General features: G+C 71.0%; 17 protein-coding genes. 8 read left to right on the forward strand and 9 right to left on the reverse strand.

Translation table 11 applies throughout. The annotated features are described in order from the left end of the window. The first annotated feature begins 63 nt into the window (after positions 1–63). The 3 genes from IF00_RS0122820 to IF00_RS0122830 are packed head-to-tail and all read left to right on the forward strand — an operon-like array spanning position 64 to position 3482. Entirely contained in the window at positions 64–1086 is a 1023-nt protein-coding gene (locus tag IF00_RS0122820) for a carbohydrate ABC transporter permease (RefSeq protein WP_030320862.1), read from the forward strand. Further along, positions 1083–1949 (forward strand): carbohydrate ABC transporter permease, encoded by an 867-nt coding sequence (locus IF00_RS0122825; protein ID WP_078944813.1) that lies wholly within the window; start codon positions 1083–1085, stop codon positions 1947–1949. The genes IF00_RS0122820 and IF00_RS0122825 overlap by 4 nt, the downstream gene beginning before the upstream one ends. A 9-nt stretch (positions 1950–1958) precedes the next feature. Continuing rightward, positions 1959–3482, forward strand: coding sequence for a glycoside hydrolase family 3 protein (locus IF00_RS0122830; protein WP_030320866.1), 1524 nt, complete (start codon positions 1959–1961; stop codon positions 3480–3482). Between the two features lie 75 nt (positions 3483–3557). Here IF00_RS0122830 and nagB read toward each other — a convergent pair whose 3' ends face one another. Both nagB and IF00_RS0122840 read right to left on the reverse strand, forming a co-directional pair. Continuing rightward, complete coding sequence (nagB, locus tag IF00_RS0122835; RefSeq protein ID WP_030320867.1) at positions 3558–4343, reverse strand: glucosamine-6-phosphate deaminase; 786 nt, start codon at positions 4341–4343, stop codon at positions 3558–3560. A gap of 190 nt (positions 4344–4533) precedes the next feature. Beyond that, positions 4534–5286: an SDR family oxidoreductase gene (locus IF00_RS0122840; RefSeq protein WP_030320869.1), complete on the reverse strand. Its 753-nt coding sequence runs from the start codon at positions 5284–5286 to the stop codon at positions 4534–4536. An 83-nt stretch (positions 5287–5369) separates the two neighbouring features. Here IF00_RS0122840 and IF00_RS0122845 point away from each other — a divergent pair, with 83 nt between their 5' ends. After that, positions 5370–5972, forward strand: coding sequence for a TetR/AcrR family transcriptional regulator (locus IF00_RS0122845; protein WP_030320871.1), 603 nt, complete (start codon positions 5370–5372; stop codon positions 5970–5972). A 333-nt stretch (positions 5973–6305) separates the two neighbouring features. Then, entirely contained in the window at positions 6306–7772 is a 1467-nt protein-coding gene (locus tag IF00_RS0122850; RefSeq protein ID WP_030320874.1) for a sensor histidine kinase, read from the forward strand. Between the two features lie 159 nt (positions 7773–7931). Here the strand turns inward: IF00_RS0122850 and IF00_RS0122855 are convergent, their stop codons facing one another. Both IF00_RS0122855 and IF00_RS0122860 read right to left on the reverse strand, forming a co-directional pair. Continuing rightward, positions 7932–8189 (reverse strand): WhiB family transcriptional regulator, encoded by a 258-nt coding sequence (locus tag IF00_RS0122855; RefSeq protein ID WP_003953983.1) that lies wholly within the window; start codon positions 8187–8189, stop codon positions 7932–7934. 318 nt (positions 8190–8507) lie between these two features. After that, positions 8508–9476 carry a diacylglycerol/lipid kinase family protein gene (locus tag IF00_RS0122860; RefSeq protein ID WP_030320876.1) on the reverse strand — a complete coding sequence of 323 codons (969 nt, stop codon included), beginning with the start codon at positions 9474–9476 and terminating at the stop codon, positions 8508–8510. A gap of 205 nt (positions 9477–9681) precedes the next feature. Here IF00_RS0122860 and IF00_RS0122865 point away from each other — a divergent pair, with 205 nt between their 5' ends. Further along, positions 9682–10113: a hypothetical protein gene (locus IF00_RS0122865; RefSeq protein WP_030320880.1), complete on the forward strand. Its 432-nt coding sequence runs from the start codon at positions 9682–9684 to the stop codon at positions 10111–10113. Positions 10114–10119: 6 nt separating this feature from the next. Here the strand turns inward: IF00_RS0122865 and IF00_RS0122870 are convergent, their stop codons facing one another. The 3 genes from IF00_RS0122870 to IF00_RS0122880 form a co-directional block, all read right to left on the reverse strand. Then, the gene (locus tag IF00_RS0122870) at positions 10120–11190 is read right to left on the reverse strand and encodes an RNA polymerase sigma factor SigF (RefSeq protein WP_030320881.1); all 1071 of its coding nucleotides are present in this window, start codon (positions 11188–11190) and stop codon (positions 10120–10122) included. Continuing rightward, entirely contained in the window at positions 11187–11600 is a 414-nt protein-coding gene (locus IF00_RS0122875; RefSeq protein WP_019889334.1) for an ATP-binding protein, read from the reverse strand. Before IF00_RS0122875 ends, IF00_RS0122870 begins: the two co-directional genes overlap by 4 nt. A gap of 319 nt (positions 11601–11919) precedes the next feature. Beyond that, a complete protein-coding gene (locus tag IF00_RS0122880; protein ID WP_030320884.1) occupies positions 11920–12180 on the reverse strand; it encodes a UBP-type zinc finger domain-containing protein in 261 nt (86 codons plus the stop codon). 39 nt (positions 12181–12219) lie between these two features. Here IF00_RS0122880 and IF00_RS0122885 point away from each other — a divergent pair, with 39 nt between their 5' ends. Beyond that, positions 12220–13815 carry a Na+/H+ antiporter gene (locus tag IF00_RS0122885; protein WP_030320885.1) on the forward strand — a complete coding sequence of 532 codons (1596 nt, stop codon included), beginning with the start codon at positions 12220–12222 and terminating at the stop codon, positions 13813–13815. Here the strand turns inward: IF00_RS0122885 and IF00_RS0122890 are convergent. Both IF00_RS0122890 and IF00_RS0122895 read right to left on the reverse strand, forming a co-directional pair. After that, positions 13791–14756: a 1-aminocyclopropane-1-carboxylate deaminase/D-cysteine desulfhydrase gene (locus IF00_RS0122890; protein ID WP_030320887.1), complete on the reverse strand. Its 966-nt coding sequence runs from the start codon at positions 14754–14756 to the stop codon at positions 13791–13793. The genes IF00_RS0122885 and IF00_RS0122890 overlap by 25 nt on opposite strands. A gap of 47 nt (positions 14757–14803) precedes the next feature. After that, on the reverse strand, positions 14804–15394 hold the full coding sequence (locus tag IF00_RS0122895; protein ID WP_030320889.1) for an N-acetylmuramoyl-L-alanine amidase: 591 nt from the start codon (positions 15392–15394) through the stop codon (positions 14804–14806). A gap of 287 nt (positions 15395–15681) precedes the next feature. Between IF00_RS0122895 and IF00_RS0122900 the strand changes: the two genes are divergently transcribed. Continuing rightward, the gene (locus IF00_RS0122900) at positions 15682–17100 is read left to right on the forward strand and encodes a family 2B encapsulin nanocompartment shell protein (protein ID WP_030320890.1); all 1419 of its coding nucleotides are present in this window, start codon (positions 15682–15684) and stop codon (positions 17098–17100) included. Positions 17101–17142: the final 42 nt, after the last annotated feature.

Consider the following 17142-nt stretch of genomic DNA (forward strand, 5'->3'; position numbering starts at 1 on the left):
GCCCGCTCCCCCGGGCCGCGCCCCGGTGGGCGCGGGAGCCCCAGAACCGCGAGGAATAAGACCATGACCGTGGACTCCCAGGGGACGGCGACCGCCGATCCTCAGGACGCGCCCGGGAGGGCGGCAGGGAAGTCTCAGACTCCGCCACCCCCTTCGGGCCCGAAGGAAGTCCTTAAGCCTTCGCGCGGCAGACGTTCCCTGCCCAGCGGGTGGCTGCCGTACCTGCTCGTCGCGCCGGCCCTGCTGTCCATGGCGGTGCTGCTGCTCTACCCGCTGATCCGCAATGTGATCCTCTCCTTCCAGGAGCTCAACCGGAAGGAGTTCATCACCCGCGAGACCGTCTGGACCGGCTTCGACAACTACACCGAGCTCCTCGGCGACCCGGACTTCTGGACGGTCGTCGTCCGAAGCGTCGTCTTCACGGCGGTCAACGTCGCGCTCATCATGGCGATCGGCACGGGCGTGGGCCTGCTGCTCAACCGCCTGGGCAAGAAGATGCGCCTGGTCCTCTCGCTGGCCCTGATGTTCGCCTGGGCCATGCCGATCGTCGCCTCCGTCACGGTCTTCCGCTGGCTCTTCGACGAGCAGTTCGGCGTCGTGAACTGGCTGATGCGGACCCTGGGCTTCGACGGCTACGAGCAGCACAACTGGTTCGAGACCGGGTTCTCCACCCTCGTCATCATCATGATCCTGCTGGTCTGGGGATCCATCCCGTTCGTCGCCCTCAACATGTACGCCGCCCTGACCACCATCGGGTCCGAGCTGTACGAGGCCGCGAAGATGGACGGCGCCAGCGGCTGGCGCACCTTCTGGGCCGTGGTCTTCCCGAACCTGAAGTCGTTCTTCATGATCACGACGTTCCTGGAGATCATCTGGATCTTCAAGGCGTTCGCCCAGGTCTACGCCATGAACCAGGGCGGCCCCGACCGAGGCTCCGAGACGCTCCCCGTCTTCGCCTACATCGAGGGCGTCGGCCAGTTCCACTACGGTGTCGCCGCCGCCATCTCCATCCTGACGATCGTGATGCTCATCGCGGTCATGTCCTTCTACTTCCGCCTGATCCTGAAGCAGGAGGAGGAGCTGTGAGCGCCACCACCGAGACTCCGCAGAAGCTGCGCACCAGGAGGCCGCTCACGGTCGGCGTGGTCGCCAAGAACCTCACCGCCCTCGTCCTCGCGGTCGTGTTCGTCTTCCCCGTGTACTGGATGTTCTCGTCCTCGCTGAAGCCGCAGCACGAGATCATGACGAAGGACCCCGTCTTCGTCTTCACGCCGACGTTCGAGAACTACTCGACCGCCACCGGGGTCGACCTGTTCTGGACGTACGTCAGCAACAGCCTCATGGTCACCATCGGTGCCGTGGTGCTCGCCCTTCTCGTGGCGCTGGCCGCGAGCTTCGCGATCGCCCGCATGAAGTTCAAGGGGCGCAAGGGCATCGTCCTCATCGTGATGATGGCGCAGATGGCACCCTGGGAGGTCATGGTCATCGCCATGTACATGATCTCCCGTGAGAACGACATGCTGAACAGCATTCCGATGCTCACGCTCATCTACTTCGTCATGGTCCTCCCCTTCACGATCTGGACCCTGCGCGGCTTCATCGCCGCCGTCCCGGTCGAGCTGGAGGAGGCCGCGCAGATCGACGGCTGCACCCGGGGCCAGGCGTTCCGCAAGGTGATCTTCCCGCTGCTCGCCCCCGGCCTGATGTCGACCTCGCTCTTCGGCTTCATCACCGCCTGGAACGAGTTCGCCATGATCCTCATGCTGAACAAGGACAAGGAGTCGCAGACGCTGACGCTCTGGCTGACGCAGTTCCAGACCGCGTTCGGCAGCGACTGGGGCGCCACCATGGCCGCCTCGACGCTCTTCGCACTTCCCGTGCTCGTCGTCTTCCTCTTCCTCCAGCGCAAGGCCGTCGGCGGCATGACCGCCGGCGCGGTGAAGGGATAAGGGCTCCCCATGACCACACTCGTACACGGCACGGACACCCTGACCCGTGACGCGCTCACGGTGCTCCAGCCCGGGTTCGTCGGCACCACGGCGCCCGACTGGCTGCTCCGCCGCATCGGCGAGGGCCTGTCGTCCGTCGGCCTGTTCGGCCGGAACATCGTCAGCCCCGAGCAGCTCACCGCGCTCACCGCGCAGCTGCGGGCCGAGCGGGACGACGTCCTCGTCGCCATCGACGAGGAGGGTGGCGACGTCACCCGCCTGGAGGTCAAGCAGGGCTCCTCGTTCCCCGGCAACTACGCCCTGGGCAGCGTGGACGACGTCGAGCTCACCCGGGCCGTGGCCCGTGAACTCGGCCGCCGGCTCGCGGCCTGCGGCGTCGACCTCAACTGGGCGCCGTCCGCCGACGTCAACTCCAACGCCGAGAACCCGGTCATCGGCGTCCGGTCCTTCGGGCCGGACCCGGATCTGGTCGCCCGGCACACCGTGGCGTACGTCGACGGCCTCCAGGGCGTCGGGGTCGCGGCCTGCACCAAGCACTTCCCCGGACACGGCGACACGAACGTGGACTCCCACGACGCGCTGCCCCGGATCGATGTGGACCTCGCCACACTGCACGCCCGTGAGCTGGTGCCTTTCCGTGCGGCCGTCGCCGCGGGTACCAAAGCGGTGATGAGCGCGCATATCCTGCTCTCCGCGCTCGACCCCCACCGTCCGGCCACCCTGAGCCCGCAGATCCTCACCGGTCTGCTGCGCCAGGAGCTGGGCTTCGAGGGGCTGATCGTCACCGACGGCATGGAGATGCAGGCCGTCGCGGCGACGTACGGCATCGAGCGTGGATCCGTTCTCGCCATCGCCGCGGGCGCCGACGCCATCTGCGTCGGCGGCGGGCTGTGCGACGAGGACACCGTCCTGCAGCTGCGCGACGCGCTCGTCACTGCGGTACGGACCGGTGAACTGCCCGAGGAGCGGCTGGCCGACGCCGCGGCGCGCGTGCGCGCCCTGGCGGCCTGGACCCAGGCGCACCGGGCCAGGGGGGCTGAATCGGTGTCGGGCGCGGCAGTGCAGGAGGGGACCGCGCCCGGCGCCGACATCGGACTCGTCGCCGCCCGCCGGGCCCTGAAGGTGACCCGGGGGGAGCGGCCGTACACCCCGATGACCAGCGCTCCGTACGTGGCCTCCTTCACCCCCGTCGCGAACTTCGCGGTCGGCGACGAGACGCCCTGGGGCATCGCCGCCGAGCTGGAGCGGCTGCTGCCCGGCACGGAGACCGGCTCCTACGCCGACTCCTCCGTGGACGCCCTCCTCGCCGCGGCGGGGGAGCGGCGGATCGTCGCGGTCGTGCGCGACCTCCACCGGCACGCGTGGATGACCGAGGCCCTGGACGCCCTGGTCGCGGCCCGCCCCGACACCGTCGTGGTCGAGATGGGCCTCAACGAGGCGGAGCCCCGGGGAGCCCTGCACATCGCCACGCACGGCGCCGCCCGGGTCTGCGGCCGCGCGGCCGCGGAGGCCGTCGCCGGAACCGGCGCCTGACGGGACGGACGCGAAGGGGCCCGGCACCTGAACAGGTGCCGGGCCCCTTCGTCGTGCACGGGGATTCCGGGCGGCTCAGATGCCCTGCCAGGCGGGCTTGTTCGCGAAGGTGTGACGGAAGTAGTCCGCGAGCTTCAGCTTGGAGGCGGCGGCCTCGTCCACCACGACCGTGGCGTGCGGGTGCAGCTGCAGCGCGGAGGCCGGCACGAGCGCCGCCACCGGGCCCTCTACGGTCTGCGCCACGGCCTCGGCCTTGCCCTCGCCGGTGGCGAGCAGCACCAGGTGACGGGCCTCCAGGATGGTGCCGATGCCCTGGGTGATGACGTGGTGCGGCACCTGCTCGATGTCGTTGTCGAAGAAGCGGGCGTTGTCCACGCGGGTCTGCTCGGTGAGGGTCTTGATCCGGGTGCGGGAGGCGAGCGAGGAGCACGGCTCGTTGAAACCGATGTGTCCGTCGGTGCCGATGCCGAGGATCTGCAGGTCCACGCCACCGGCGGTGGAGAGCGCGGTGTCATAGGCCTCGCAGGCCGCCAGGACGTCCTCGGCGGAGCCGTCGGGGCCCATGAAGGCCTCCGGGGAGAGCCCGAGCGGCTCGACGACCTGGCGGAGCACGGTGGAGCGGTACGACTCGGGGTGGCCCGAGGGCAGCCCCACGTACTCGTCCAGCTGGGCGATCCGGGCCCGTGAGGCGTCCACGGAACCGGCCTCGACCTGGGCGATCAGGGCGTCGTAGATGGGCAGCGGAGTCGAGCCGGTGGCCACGCCGAGCAGCGCGTCGGGCTTGCGGCGCAGGAGGTCGGCGATGCCGTCCGCGATCAGCTCGCCGCCCGCCTTGGCGTCCTTGACGATGACAACTTCCACGCTGTGCCTGCCGATCTGGTGAGGGGCTGGTGAGGAGCCATGTGGTATAGACCAATCGAAGCCAAATCTAGCAGAGGAGGGGCCTTCCCCTCATGCCGTTCCGCCCCCCGGACGCCCCCGCCGCCTCCATCGTCGGCCGCCCCTGTCCCACCAGCCACTCGAACCCCTCGGACCTCTCGGACCCTCGGGGTCAGGCGATGGAGCCCCCTGTCGCGTCGATCCACTGCCCGGTCACCCAGCGCCCGTCGTGCGAGACCAGGAAGGCCACCACGTCGGCTATGTCCTCCGGGGTGCCGACCTTGCCCAGGGCCGACATCGCCGCCGCCCCCGCCCAGGCCTCGTCGTTCCCCCGCAGCCAGCCCGCGTTGATGTCGGTGTCCACGATGCCCGGCGCCACCGCGTTGACCGTGATCCCGCGCGAGCCCAGCACCTTCGACAGATAGCGGGTGAACACGTCGAGCGCGCTCTTCGACATCGCGTACGCCATCAGCTCCGGCATCACCGCCGCGTGCGAGAGGCCCGTCGAGACGTTCACGATCCGGCCCCCGTCGCGCAGTCGCTCCGCGCCGAGCCGCGCGAGGAAGAACGGAGCCTTGGTGTTGACGGCGAAGACCCGCTCGTACTCCTCCTCGGTGATCGTCGCGAACGGCGAGGAGGTCCCGATCCCCGCGTTGTTCACCAGGATGTCCAGGCCCTCGCTGTGGGCGTCGAACGCGGCCCACAGCGCCTCCGCGTCCCCCGGCACCCCGAGCTCCTGCCCGATCGCGAAGGCCTCGCCGCCGGCGGCCTCGATGGCCGCGACCGTCTCCTTCGCCGCCGCCTCGTTGCTCCCGTAGTGCACCGCGACCCGCGCTCCGTCGCGGCCGAGCCGCTCGGCGATCCCCCGTCCGATGCCCCGGCTGCCACCCGTCACCAGAGCCGTCTTTCCTTCGAGCACGCCCATGACGACGCCCCCCTCATTTCTGTAGCGGTCGTTACGAAAAGACCGTACCCCACTTCCGTAGCGCCCGCTATAGAATTCACTCCATGGTGACGACACAGCGCGGCCGCCCCCGCTCCTTCGACCGGCTCACGGCCCTGGAAAAGGCCACGATGGCCTTCTGGGAGCACGGCTACGAGACGACGTCCGTCTCCGACCTCACCCGCACCATGGGCATCAGTGCCCCCAGCCTCTACGCCGCCTTCGGTGACAAGAAGACGCTGTTCGAGGAGGTCGTCGAGGCGTACACCACCTCGTACGGGGCGTACGGCGGCCGGGCTTTCGCCGAGGAGACGACCGCCCGCGGCGCCATCGGGCGGCTCCTGAGTGAGGCCGCCGAGCTCTTCACCGAGCCGGGTCACCCCCGCGGCTGCCTGATGATCTCCGCCGCGACCAACTGCTCGACCCCCGAGGTCGAGGAGTCCCTGAGAGCCCACAGGAACGCCAACCTGGCGAGCTTCGAGGCCCGGATCCGCCGGGACGTCGAGTCGGGCGAGCTGCCCGCCGACACCGACCCCCGGGCCCTCGCCCGCTTCAGCGGCGCCGTCCTCCAGGGCATGTCCCAGCAGGCCCGCGACGGGGCGACGGCGGAGGAGCTGGCGGCCGTGGCCGCGACGGCGATGCGGGCATGGCCCCCGGAGCGCCCGTAGGGCCGGCCCCGGAAACACCCGCGGGCCGCGGCGCCCGGCGGGACCCTCAGCCCGCCCGGCACCGCAGCCCGGAGTTTTGCTCCGGCCGGGGGTGTGCGGTCCCTCGGCCGTGTGGGAGGTCTCGACGCAGTCAGGGCAGAGAGCGTCGGGTACCTCGTTCCATCCTCCTGTGCGGGGAGGATGGAGGTCTATCGCATTCATTGTGGACTAGACCATTCTTGTCTGTCCATCCACAGGAACGCGGTCCTTCCTGGCCCATCCTCCAGCACGGAGCCCCGGAGATCCAGGTTCACCGCCCCTTTATTCCGCGGGTACGCTCGCACCGTGCCCTCCATGAACGACCTCGTGCGCCAGCACACCGCCCTGAGCGACTCGGACCTCGAGTGGCTCCACCTGCTGGTGTCGGAGTGGCAGCTGCTCTCCGACCTCTCCTTCGCCGACCTCGTCCTCTGGGTCCCGACCCTCGACGGGACGCGGTACGTCTCCGTCGCCCAGATGCGGCCGAACACCGGCCCCACCTCCTACCAGGACGACATGGTCGGCCATCTCGTGCCGCGCGGCCGCCGCCCGCTGCTCGACGCCGCGCTCGACGAGGGCAGGATCGTCCGCGAGGGCGACCCCGAGTGGCGCGAGGAGGTACCGGTACGGGTCGAGTCCATCCCCGTCCGCCGCGAGGGCCGCGTCCTCGGCGTCATCGCCCGCAACACCAACCTGCTGACCGTCCGCACCCCCTCCCGCCTGGAGCTCACCTACCTCCAGTCGGCCTCCGACCTCGCGCAGATGATCGCGGCCGGGACCTTCCCCTTCCCCGGCGAGCAGGTCGACATGGACTCCTCGCCCCGCGCCGGCGACGGACTCGTCCGCCTCGACGCCGAGGGCATCGTCCAGTACGCCTCGCCCAACGCCCTCTCCGCGTACCACCGGCTCGGCCTCGCCGCCGACCTCGTCGGACAGCACCTCGGCCAGATCACCGCCGAACTCGCCCCCTCTCGCGGACCGGTGGACGAAGCCCTGGTCACGCTGGCCTCCGGCTACGCGCCGCGCGAGTTCGAGGTCGAGGGGAACGGCGGCGTGATCCAGCTCCGGGCCATCCCGCTCAAGCCGAAGGGCACCCGCATCGGCTCGCTCGTCCTGCTCCGGGACGTCACCGAACTGCGCCGCCGCGAGCGAGAGTTGATCACCAAGGACGCCACCATCCGGGAGATCCACCACCGGGTGAAGAACAACCTCCAGACGGTGGCCGCCCTGTTGCGCCTCCAGGCCCGCCGGATGGACTCCGAGGGCGGCCGCGAGGCCCTCAACGAGGCCGTGCGGCGCGTCGGTTCCATCGCGATCGTCCATGAGACCTTGTCCCAGAACCTCGACGAGCGGGTGGAGTTCGACGAGATCGCCGACCGCGTGATCGCGATGGTCGCCGAGATCTCCCCGGGCCGGGTGACCTGCCGGCGCAACGGCCGCTTCGGCATTCTCGACGCCGAGGTCGCGACCCCGCTCTCGATGGTCCTCACCGAAATCCTCCAGAACGCCCTGGAGCACGCGTTCGCCCCGGGCGACGAGGGTGCCGTCGAGGTCACCGCCGTGCGGGGTGAGCCCAGGCCGGACGCCCGGCTCCTGATCACGGTCCAGGACGACGGCCGCGGTCTGCCCGAGGGATTCGACCCGCAGCGGGCGGGCAACCTCGGTCTGCAGATCGTACGGACCCTGGTCGAAGGGGAGTTGGGAGGATCCTTCGACATGCTGCCGGGCGTCGAGCGCGGTACGAAGGTGGTCCTCGACATCCCCGTGCAGCCGCAGAAGTAGCGGTCGCGGCAGCGATCGGCGCGGACACAGCAGCGAGCCCCGGACCGAAGAAGTCGGTCCGGGGCTCGAATGCTGTGGGTTACTGCTGCGCGCTGCGGCTCAAGGGCGGTGATTGCATACGCGATGTATGCGCCGCTCGCCTCAGGCTGTCGGTGGGCGTCAGGCGCTGGCGTTACGCGCCCGGTTGCGAGCGGCACGGCGCTTCATCGCGCGGCGCTCGTCCTCGCTGAGGCCACCCCAGACGCCGGAGTCCTGGCCGGACTCGAGCGCCCACTGCAGGCACTGCTCCATGACGGGGCAGCGGCGGCAGACGGCCTTGGCTTCCTCGATCTGCAGCAGCGCAGGACCGGTGTTGCCGATGGGGAAGAACAGCTCGGGGTCTTCCTCACGACAAACGGCGTTGTGACGCCAGTCCATGGCTGCTACCTCTCTAGGGTGTTACAAGCTGGTTGCTTGTGAATGTGAACGCTTTCACGAATCCCCCCGCAAGGGAAGGGCCGACTGCCAGATGAACTGGTGTGGTCCTAAGACTGAGGAGGGGTTCTGACTCTCAGTGGAGGCCGGTGTTGCGGGCCGTCCCGATCGCCAAGAAGAGACTCCCAAACCCCAGCAACGGATACAACCCCTTCCGGAAAGTTTTTTTTGATTCCTCGGTGTCGGCTAGGTCACAGCCGTACTTCTAAGGGGTGGATGCGCGCCTAAACGTTCGAGTGAAAGGACTTTGGGCCCTTCCACTCACACAATCACACGCAGTGCACGGCGTACGCCTGTGAACGTCACGCTCGTACGCAGTCCCAGGTGGTCTCCGTCCATCTGCAGGGGGAGGGGAACCTTCGAATGCAAGGTGAAGTCGGTCAGGTCGTGCAGAGTTGCCGCATGCTTGCCGCGCGGCCCTCGTTCCGGGGTCGAGGTGAGCAGCTGGGTGGCGTACCGGGCCACCGCCGGGGTGGAGAGACGGCGCAGTCCGAGCACGTCCAGCGCGGTTTCGAAGGAGGCCTCCGGGGACGCGTACACCGGGCGATTGCCCAGGTAGGTCCAGGGGGAGGTGTTGCAGATTATGGAGAGGACCAGGTCCTCGACCGGCTCGGCGCCGGGGCGCTCCAGGGTGATCGTGCCGTGCCGGCGGTTCGGTTCCTCCAGGAACTGGCGCACCACCTGGCGCAGGTACAGGGCGTGGGTGGATCTCTTCCCGCGTTCCCGCTGCTGTTCGACCCGACCGATGACACTCGCGTCGAAACCGAGACCGGCGCAGAAGGTGAACCAGCGGGACGGGACGGATTCGTCCTCCGTGCCCGGCGTTCCCGAGGCGAGACCCAGGCTCACCGTGCGTGTCCGCCGCTCACGCAACGCGTCGAGCAGGGCGCCGGTCGCCTCCACGGCGTCGTTCGGCAGTCCGAGGGCCCGGGCGAACACATTCGTCGATCCGCCGGGGACGACCGCGAGGCCCGGGAGCCGGTCGGGGTCGGGCCCGCCGTGCAGCAGTCCGTTGACGACCTCGTTCACCGTGCCGTCGCCGCCGAGGGCCACGACCAGGTCGGTGGTGCCGGAGTCCGCGGCCCGCCGGGCGAGGTCCCGCGCGTGCCCGCGGTACTCGGTGGTGACCGCCTCCAGCTTCATCTCGCTCGCGAGCGCGTGGATGAGCACGTCACGGGTGCGGGCACTGGTGGTGGTGGCTGCCGGGTTGACCACGAGAAGTGCGCGCATGAGCGCCAGGGTACCTACCCGGCGGTACCGGGCCCAGTCCAGCCCGATCCCTGGACATATCCGCCCGGCCCCGGCCCCGGCCCCGGCGTCGTGCTCCGGGCCCGGCCCCGGCCCCGGCCCCGGCGTCGTGCTCCGGGCCCGGTCCGGGCACCGTGCTCTCGCCCGGCTTCGGGCGGGCCGGTCGGCCCCCGCTACCCTGCCCTGTATGAGCAGTCCCGCTGAGAGCAGCACGGAGCAGACCCCCCGCCCCGCCCGACTCGCCGCCGCGGCGGCCGTGGCCGGTGTCGAGGCCCTCGGCCTCTTCGTCGGAGGTGTCTCCATGCTGCTGCACGCACTGACCGGGACGTCCGAGGGCCTCACGGGCGCCGCGACGGGCGCCGTGACGCTCGTCGCGCTCGGGCTCATCCCGCTCGCCGCCGCCCGTGGCCTGTGGATGCGCCGTTCCTGGAGCCGCGGTCCGGCCGTGATCACCCAGATCCTCGCCCTGCCGGTCGCCTGGCAGATGCTCCAGGCGAACAGCGTGATGATTCCGGCCGGCATCGCCCTCGGTGTCCTGGCCGTCACCGGGCTCGTCCTCCTCGTGAACCCGGCCACGACCGAGGCGCTCGGTATCCGGCGCCCCGGTCAGGAGGGCTGACGGGGGCTACTCCTCCACCAGGAGCTTCTCCCGCAGCTGCGCCAGGGTCCGGGCCAGCAGCCGGGACACGTGCATCTGCGAGATGCCGACCTCCTGCGCGATCTGCGACTGGGTCATGTTCCCGAAGAAGCGAAGCAGCAGGATCCGCTTCTCCCGGGGCGGCAGGTCCTCGAGCAGCGGCTTGAGCGACTCGCGGTACTCGACCCCCTCCAGGGCCTCGTCCTCCGCGCCGAGGGTGTCCGCCACCGCGGGCGACTCGTCGTCCGTGTCGGGGACGTCCAGGGAGAGCGTCGAGTAGGCGTTCGCCGACTCCAGACCCTCCAGGACCTCCTCCTCCGAGATCCCGAGCCGCTCGGCCAGCTCGTGCACGGTCGGCGAGCGGCCGTGCTGCTGGGAGAGCTCCGCCGTCGCCGTGGTGAGCGAGAGCCGCAGCTCCTGGAGCCGGCGCGGCACACGGACCGCCCAGCCCTTGTCACGGAAGTGGCGCTTGATCTCGCCGACGACCGTCGGGGTCGCGTACGTCGAGAACTCGACGCCGCGCTCCGGGTCGAACCGGTCCACCGACTTGATCAGGCCGATGGTCGCGACCTGCGTCAGGTCGTCCAGCGGCTCGCCGCGGTTGCGGAAGCGTCGCGCCAGGTGCTCCACCAGCGGCAGGTGCATCCGCACCAGCTGGTTGCGCAGCTCGGCCTTCTCCGGCGAACCCTCCGGCAGCTCACGCAGCGTGACGAAGAGCGCGCGGGCGCCGCTCCGGTCGTGCGGGTCCGGTGCGACGGGGACATCGGGGACGTCGTCCGGCTCGTCCCCGTCCTGCGCCTTCTCCGCCTCCGCGACCGATTCCGCGACCGGCTCCGTGGCCGTCCCGGCGACGGCCTCGGTGGCCGTCTGCGCGGTCCCGCCCGCCTCGGGGGAGCCCTCCGCACGGGCGGGGCCCCGGGGGGCCTCGGAGACGCCTGGTGTCTCGGGAACCTCGTGGTGCTGCTCGTGCTCGCTCATCTGGTCCGCCTGCTCCGTAGCGACCTCATACGGCCGTGCCTGTTGCTCAGGGATGCCGGCCGTCGCGTCCCCGCGCCTCACGCCGGGCCTGGCCCCGCGCCGCGCTGTTTGTACAGGCTGATCGAGACCGTACGGTCATCGGCCACCGACGATTCCACCTTCCCGGCCAGTGCCGACAGCACCGTCCAGGCGAACGTGTCGCGCTCGGGCGCCCGGCCGTCCGTGGTCGGGGCGGAGACGGTCACGTCGAGGGAGTCGTCGACCAGCCGGAAGACACAGCTGAGGACGGATCCCGGCACGGCCTGCTGGAGCAGGATGGCGCAGGCCTCGTCGACCGCGATCCGCAAGTCCTCGATCTCGTCGAGGGTGAAGTCCAAGCGCGCCGCGAGGCCGGCCGTGGCCGTACGCAGCACGGACAGATAGGCACCCGCAGCGGGCAGCCGGACTTCGACGAAGTCCTGGGTCCCGGGCTCGCCTGCGATCTGGGACACCCTCACCTCCAAGGTGGCACAAGCTCATTCGGGGCTCGGGGGGAGAGGCCCCCGAACCGGGCGGTACGCAGGGGGCTGCGCAGTCCGCCGTGACGCTATCGCGATCCGTCCCGCCGTGTCGCCGCGCATCCCTGTCCCCACCGGCCCCCCGGTCACCGGTCGTCACCCATGGTAGGCCCATGGGCGCGGACGGTGGGTAGGGGTCTGCGGGGGCCGAAAGCGAGCGACCGGCGGAGGGGTGACGTACCCAACCGTGGGGCGGGCGAATCGTCGAACGGCCGAATCGCCGGACGGTCGGACCGTCGGCCCGGCCGTGGACTCAGACGATCGACCCGTCCACGAAGCACCAGCGCCAGGCCTCGCCCCGCTCGAAGGTCCGCATCACCGGGTGTCCCGTCGTGGAGAAGTGCCCCGTCGCGTGCTGCCCCGCCGAGGAGTCGCAGCAGCCCACGTGCCCGCAGGTCAGACAGAGCCGCAGCTGGACCGGATGCGTCCCGTCCGCCAGGCACTCCGGGCAGGTGTCGGCCAGCGGCGCCGGTTCGGGGCGCGGCATTTCGGCAACGTGTGGGCACTCGCTCATGATGGCCAGGTTACGTTGCGGGACGAGACGGGGACGGGCATGGACGCTCTACAGCTGGTGGCACTCGTGGCGGCGAGCGCGGCGATCGCGGGGCTCGCCCGCAGGACCCCGGTGCCCGCACCGCTTCTCCTGGTCGCCGCCGGTCTGGCCGCCGCCTACGTCCCCGGAGTACCGGACTACACCCTCGACCCGCACATCGTGCTGCCGCTGATCCTGCCCCCGCTCCTCTACACGGCGGCCGTCGACTCCTCGTACCTCGACCTGCGGGCCAACATCCGGCCCGTCGCGCTGCTCTCCGTCGGGTACGTCCTCTTCGCCACCGTGGCCGTGGGCTGGCTCGCGTACGCCCTCGTGCCCGATCTGCCGCTCACCGCCGCCCTGGTGCTCGGCGCGGTCGTCGCCCCGCCGGACGCGGTCGCCGCCACCGCCATCGCCCGCAAGCTCGGCCTGCCGAACCGGATCACCACGATCCTCCAGGGCGAGTCCCTGGTGAACGACGCCACCGCCATCACCGCGTACAAGGTCGCCCTCGCGGCGGCCGTCGGCGAGGGCCTGAGCTGGGCCGGCGGCCTCGGGGAGTTCGCGCTCGCGGCCCTCGGCGGCATCGGCGTCGGTCTCGTCCTCATGGTCCCCATCCACTGGCTGCGCCGGAGCCTCGGCGACTCCCTCCTCCAGAACACCCTCTCGCTCCTCATCCCCTTCGTCGCCTACGCGGCGGCCGAGGAGGTCCACGCCTCGGGCGTCCTCGCCGTCGTCGTGGTCGGTCTCTTCCTCGGCCACCGCGCCTGGCAGGTCGACTTCGCGACCCGCCTCCAGGAGGAGGCCGTCTGGAAGATGGTGGCCTTCGTCCTGGAGTCCGCCGTCTTCGCCCTGATCGGCCTTCAGCTGCCGTACGTCGTCCAGGAACTCGGGCCGTACGGGATCGGCGAGGCGGCCTGGTACGCGGCCGGCGTCTTCGTCGCGGTGGTCGTGGTCCGGTTCGTCTGGGTCTATCCCGCGACCTTCCTGCCCCGGCTCTCCGCCCGGGTCCGGGAACGGGAGCCGGAGGTGGACTGGAGGGCCCCGCTCGTCGTCGGCTGGGCCGGCATGCGCGGGGTGGTCTCGCTCGCCATCGCGTTCTCCATCCCCGTGGTCACCGACGGCGTGGAGTTCCCTGCCCGCAACCTCGTCCTCTTCCTCACCTTCACCACCGTCATCGGCACCCTGGTCGTGCAGGGCCTCACCCTGCCGCCCCTCATCCGTTTCCTGAAGCTCCCGGGAAAGGACCGGTACGCCGAGACCCTGGCCGAGGCGCAGGCCCAGAGCGAGGCCTCGCAGGCCGCCGAGGAGCGCCTCGACGCGCTGCTCGCCGACGAGCGCAACGCCCTGCCGAAGCCCCTCGCCGACCGGCTCCGCACGGTCCTCGAACGGCGCCGCAACGCGGTCTGGGAGCGGCTCGGCGCCGTCAACGCGGTCACCGGGGAGACCGCGGACGACACCTACCGGCGCCTGTCGCGCGAGATGATCGACGCCGAGCGCGAGGTCTTCGTGCAACTGCGTGACGCCCGGCGGATCGACGACGAGATGATGCGGACGCTGCTGCGCAGGCTCGACCTGGAGGAGGCCGCCGCCTATCGCGAGGAGACCGCGGGCTGAGCCCCGCCGTCCTGCCGGGGCGTGTCCGGGGCGCCCGTGACGACCGCCACGAGCCGGGTGCCGGCCGGGAACGCGCCCTCCTCCGCCAGCGTCGTGAGGCCGAGCAGCATTTTGGCCACATACAGCCGCTCGATGGCGAGTCCGTGCCGCGCCTCGAAGTCGCGTGCGAACGCGTCGAGGGCCGGGGGCACGCGCGCGTAGCCCCCGCAGTGGAAACGCTCGTCCAGGGCCCAGTCGCCGCGCGGCCCGCCGAACGCCGCGTCCTGGAGGGCGCGCACCTCCCCGCCCAGGAAACCGCCCTTGAGGACCGGGACGCCCAGTGCCCTCCCGCCGCCTCCGGCGGGAGGTGCCCCCGGGCCCGGGGACAGGCCGGCCGCGAGACCCGCGAGGGTGCCGCCCGTGCCGCAGGCGACGGCGACCGTGTCCGCCCGCCCGGCGAGCTCCCGCCCCAGCTCCACGCAGCCCTGGACGGCGAGCGCGTTGCTGCCGCCCTCGGGGACCACGTACGCGCCCGCGGGGGCCCGTTCCAGGAGCATCGCGCGCGTGGCCGGGTCATTCTTCGCGCGGTACGTGGCCCGGTCCACGAACACGAGCCGCATCCCGTCCGCCGCGCAGCGCGCGAGCGAGGGGTTGAGCGGCCGCCCGGCCAGCTCGTCGCCGCGCACGATCCCGACGGTGGGAAAGCCGAGCAGCCGTCCGGCGGCCGCCACCGCGCGCAGATGGTTGGAGTACGCGCCGCCGAAGGTCAGCACGGGACGGCCGGCCGCCGCCTCGAGGTTGAGCGCGAGCTTGCGCCACTTGTTGCCCGGCAGATCGGGATGGATGAGGTCCTCGCGCTTGAGCGACAGCGTGAGCCCGCGCCGGGTGAAGCGCTCGTCCTCCACCGGCTCCAGGGGCGAGGGGATCCGGGGCCGCAGGCGGGAGAGGTCGAACGCGTTCACCCGGCCATTGTCCGTGTGCCGGGCCCTCGTCCGCACGCTCCGTCCGGTCAGCGCAGGAGGTCGGCCACCCGCTCGCGCATCGAGGCCATCGTGAAGCCGCGCGGGTCCACCTTCCCCGGCTGCCACTCCAGGTGCCCGATGACCGAGCGCTGCGTCCAGCCGTGCACCCGGCACACTGCGGCCGCCGCCTTCGCGATGGCCTCCAGCTGGACCTTCGGCCACGGATCCACGCCGTCGCCGAGGTTCTCGCACTCGAAGCCGTAGAAGTACCGGTTGCCGTCCGTGGTGGCCTCGTCGTCCCGGGGCAGGCCCTGCTCGGCGATGACCGCCCTGAGGACCTCGTCGTCACCGAGGCCCGCGTGGTTCGCGCGGCCGTAGCCGACGAGATGGACGGTGCCGTCCTTGGCGATCACGCCGTGACAGAGCGGCCCCGGCAGACCCGCGTAGCCGTCCCGGCAGATCCGGACGGTGCCGGCGGTGCCGCGGGTCACGGTGTGATGGATCATCACGCCGTGCACGGGGCCCCAGGGACCCTTGTGGTTGCGGTTGTGGGTGGACCATGCGCCGACCTGGACGACCGCGAGGCCCGCGTCGCGCAGCGCGTCGAGGAACCTGCTCGCGGACATGGGGGTGGACATGACCGACTCCCTTCGGAGGACGGGTGGGGGCTTCCGGAGCGCCGGAGTCCGGAGTACCGGAGGTTCCGGAGTACCGGAGTCCGCTCCTCCACCGCCATCCGTTCGGACCGTGTGCGAGCCGATCCGGACAGGGTCCCGTGAGGCTTCCGGGACTCCGCTGTTCGGATGGAAATCACGTGACATGCCCCGAAGATCGTCGAACAGTCCCACTCGAATGTGTAATGGCGCCGACACGCTGCGTGCTGAAAGGCTTCGTCTCGCAACTCAGTCATACGAGAGGGAGTTCCATGTCCGTTGGTTCGGTTGGCGACGAGGTCCGCGTCGCGGAGCAGCAGGCGCCGCAGCAGAGTCTCGGCACCGCGGCCGCGCGGAACCTCGCCACGACCACCAAGTCGGCGCCGCAGATGCAGGAGATCACCTCACGGTGGCTGCTGCGGGCGCTGCCCTGGGTCCAGGTGCAGGGTGGTACGTACCGGGTGAACCGGAGGCTCAGCTACTCCGTGGGTGACGGCCGGGTCACCTTCGTCCAGACCGGAGAGCGCGTCGCGGTCATCCCCGCCGAGCTCGGCGAACTCCCCGTCCTGCGCGGCTACGAGGACGAGGAGGCCCTGGGCGAGCTCGCGGCTCGCTGCCGCCAGCGGGAGTACGCGGCCGGCGAGGTCGTCGCCGTCGCCGGGGAGCCGACCGACCGGGTCCACCTCCTCGCGCACGGCAGGATCGAGCAGATCGGCGAGGGGCCGTACGGCGACGAGGCCGTCCTCGGAGTCCTCGCCGACGGCGCCTACTTCGGCGACAACGCCCTCGTCGACCCGGAGGCCACCTGGGAGTGGTCCGCCCGCGCCGCCACCGCCTGTACGGTCCTGGAGCTCACCAGGGACGACGTGCGGAACCTGGCGGAGCGGGCCGGCTCGCTCGCCGCCCACCTCGCGAGCGTGGCCGCCCTGCCCAACCAGCGGACGAACAGGTACGGCGAGGCCGAGATCGACCTCTCCGCGGGCCACGTCGGCGAGGCCGTCGTCCCGCACACGTACGTCGACTACGACGCCTCGCCCCGCGAGTACGAGCTGAGCGTCGCCCAGACCGTGCTGAAGGTGCACAGCCGCGTCGCCGACCTCTACAACCAGCCGATGAACCAGACCGAGCAGCAGTTGCGGCTCACGGTCGAGGCGCTCCGCGAGCGCCAGGAGTTCGAGCTGGTCAACAACAAGGAGTTCGGCCTCCTCGCCAACTGCGACTACGGGCAGCGCCTCCAGCCGCACGACGGGGCCCCCAGCCCCGACGACATGGACGAGCTGCTCTCCCGCCGCCGGGGATCCAAGCTGTTCCTCGCCCACCCGCGCGCCATCGCCGCCTTCGGCCGCGAGCTCAACAAGCGCGGACTGGTGCCCGAGACGATCGACATCAACGGCAACCGCATCCCGACCTGGCGCGGTGTGCCGATCTACCCGTGCAACAAGATCCCGGTCTCGGACGCCCGGACCACCTCGATCATCTGCATGCGCACGGGCGAGGCCGACCAGGGTGTGATCGGTCTGCACCAGACCGGCATCCCCGACGAGATCGAGCCGAGCCTCTCCGTCCGCTTCATGGGCATCGACGAGCAGGCGATCATCTCCTACCTGGTCACGGCCTACTACTCGGCGGCGATCCTCGTCCCGGACGCGCTCGGTGTCCTGGAGAACGTCGAGGTCAGCCGCTGGCGTTGAGCCGACGACGCCCGGGGGCGGGGACCGAACCCTCCCGCCCCC

The organism is Streptomyces flavochromogenes, assembly GCF_000717595.1.
GTDB classification, from domain to species: Bacteria; Actinomycetota; Actinomycetes; order Streptomycetales; family Streptomycetaceae; genus Streptomyces; species Streptomyces flavochromogenes.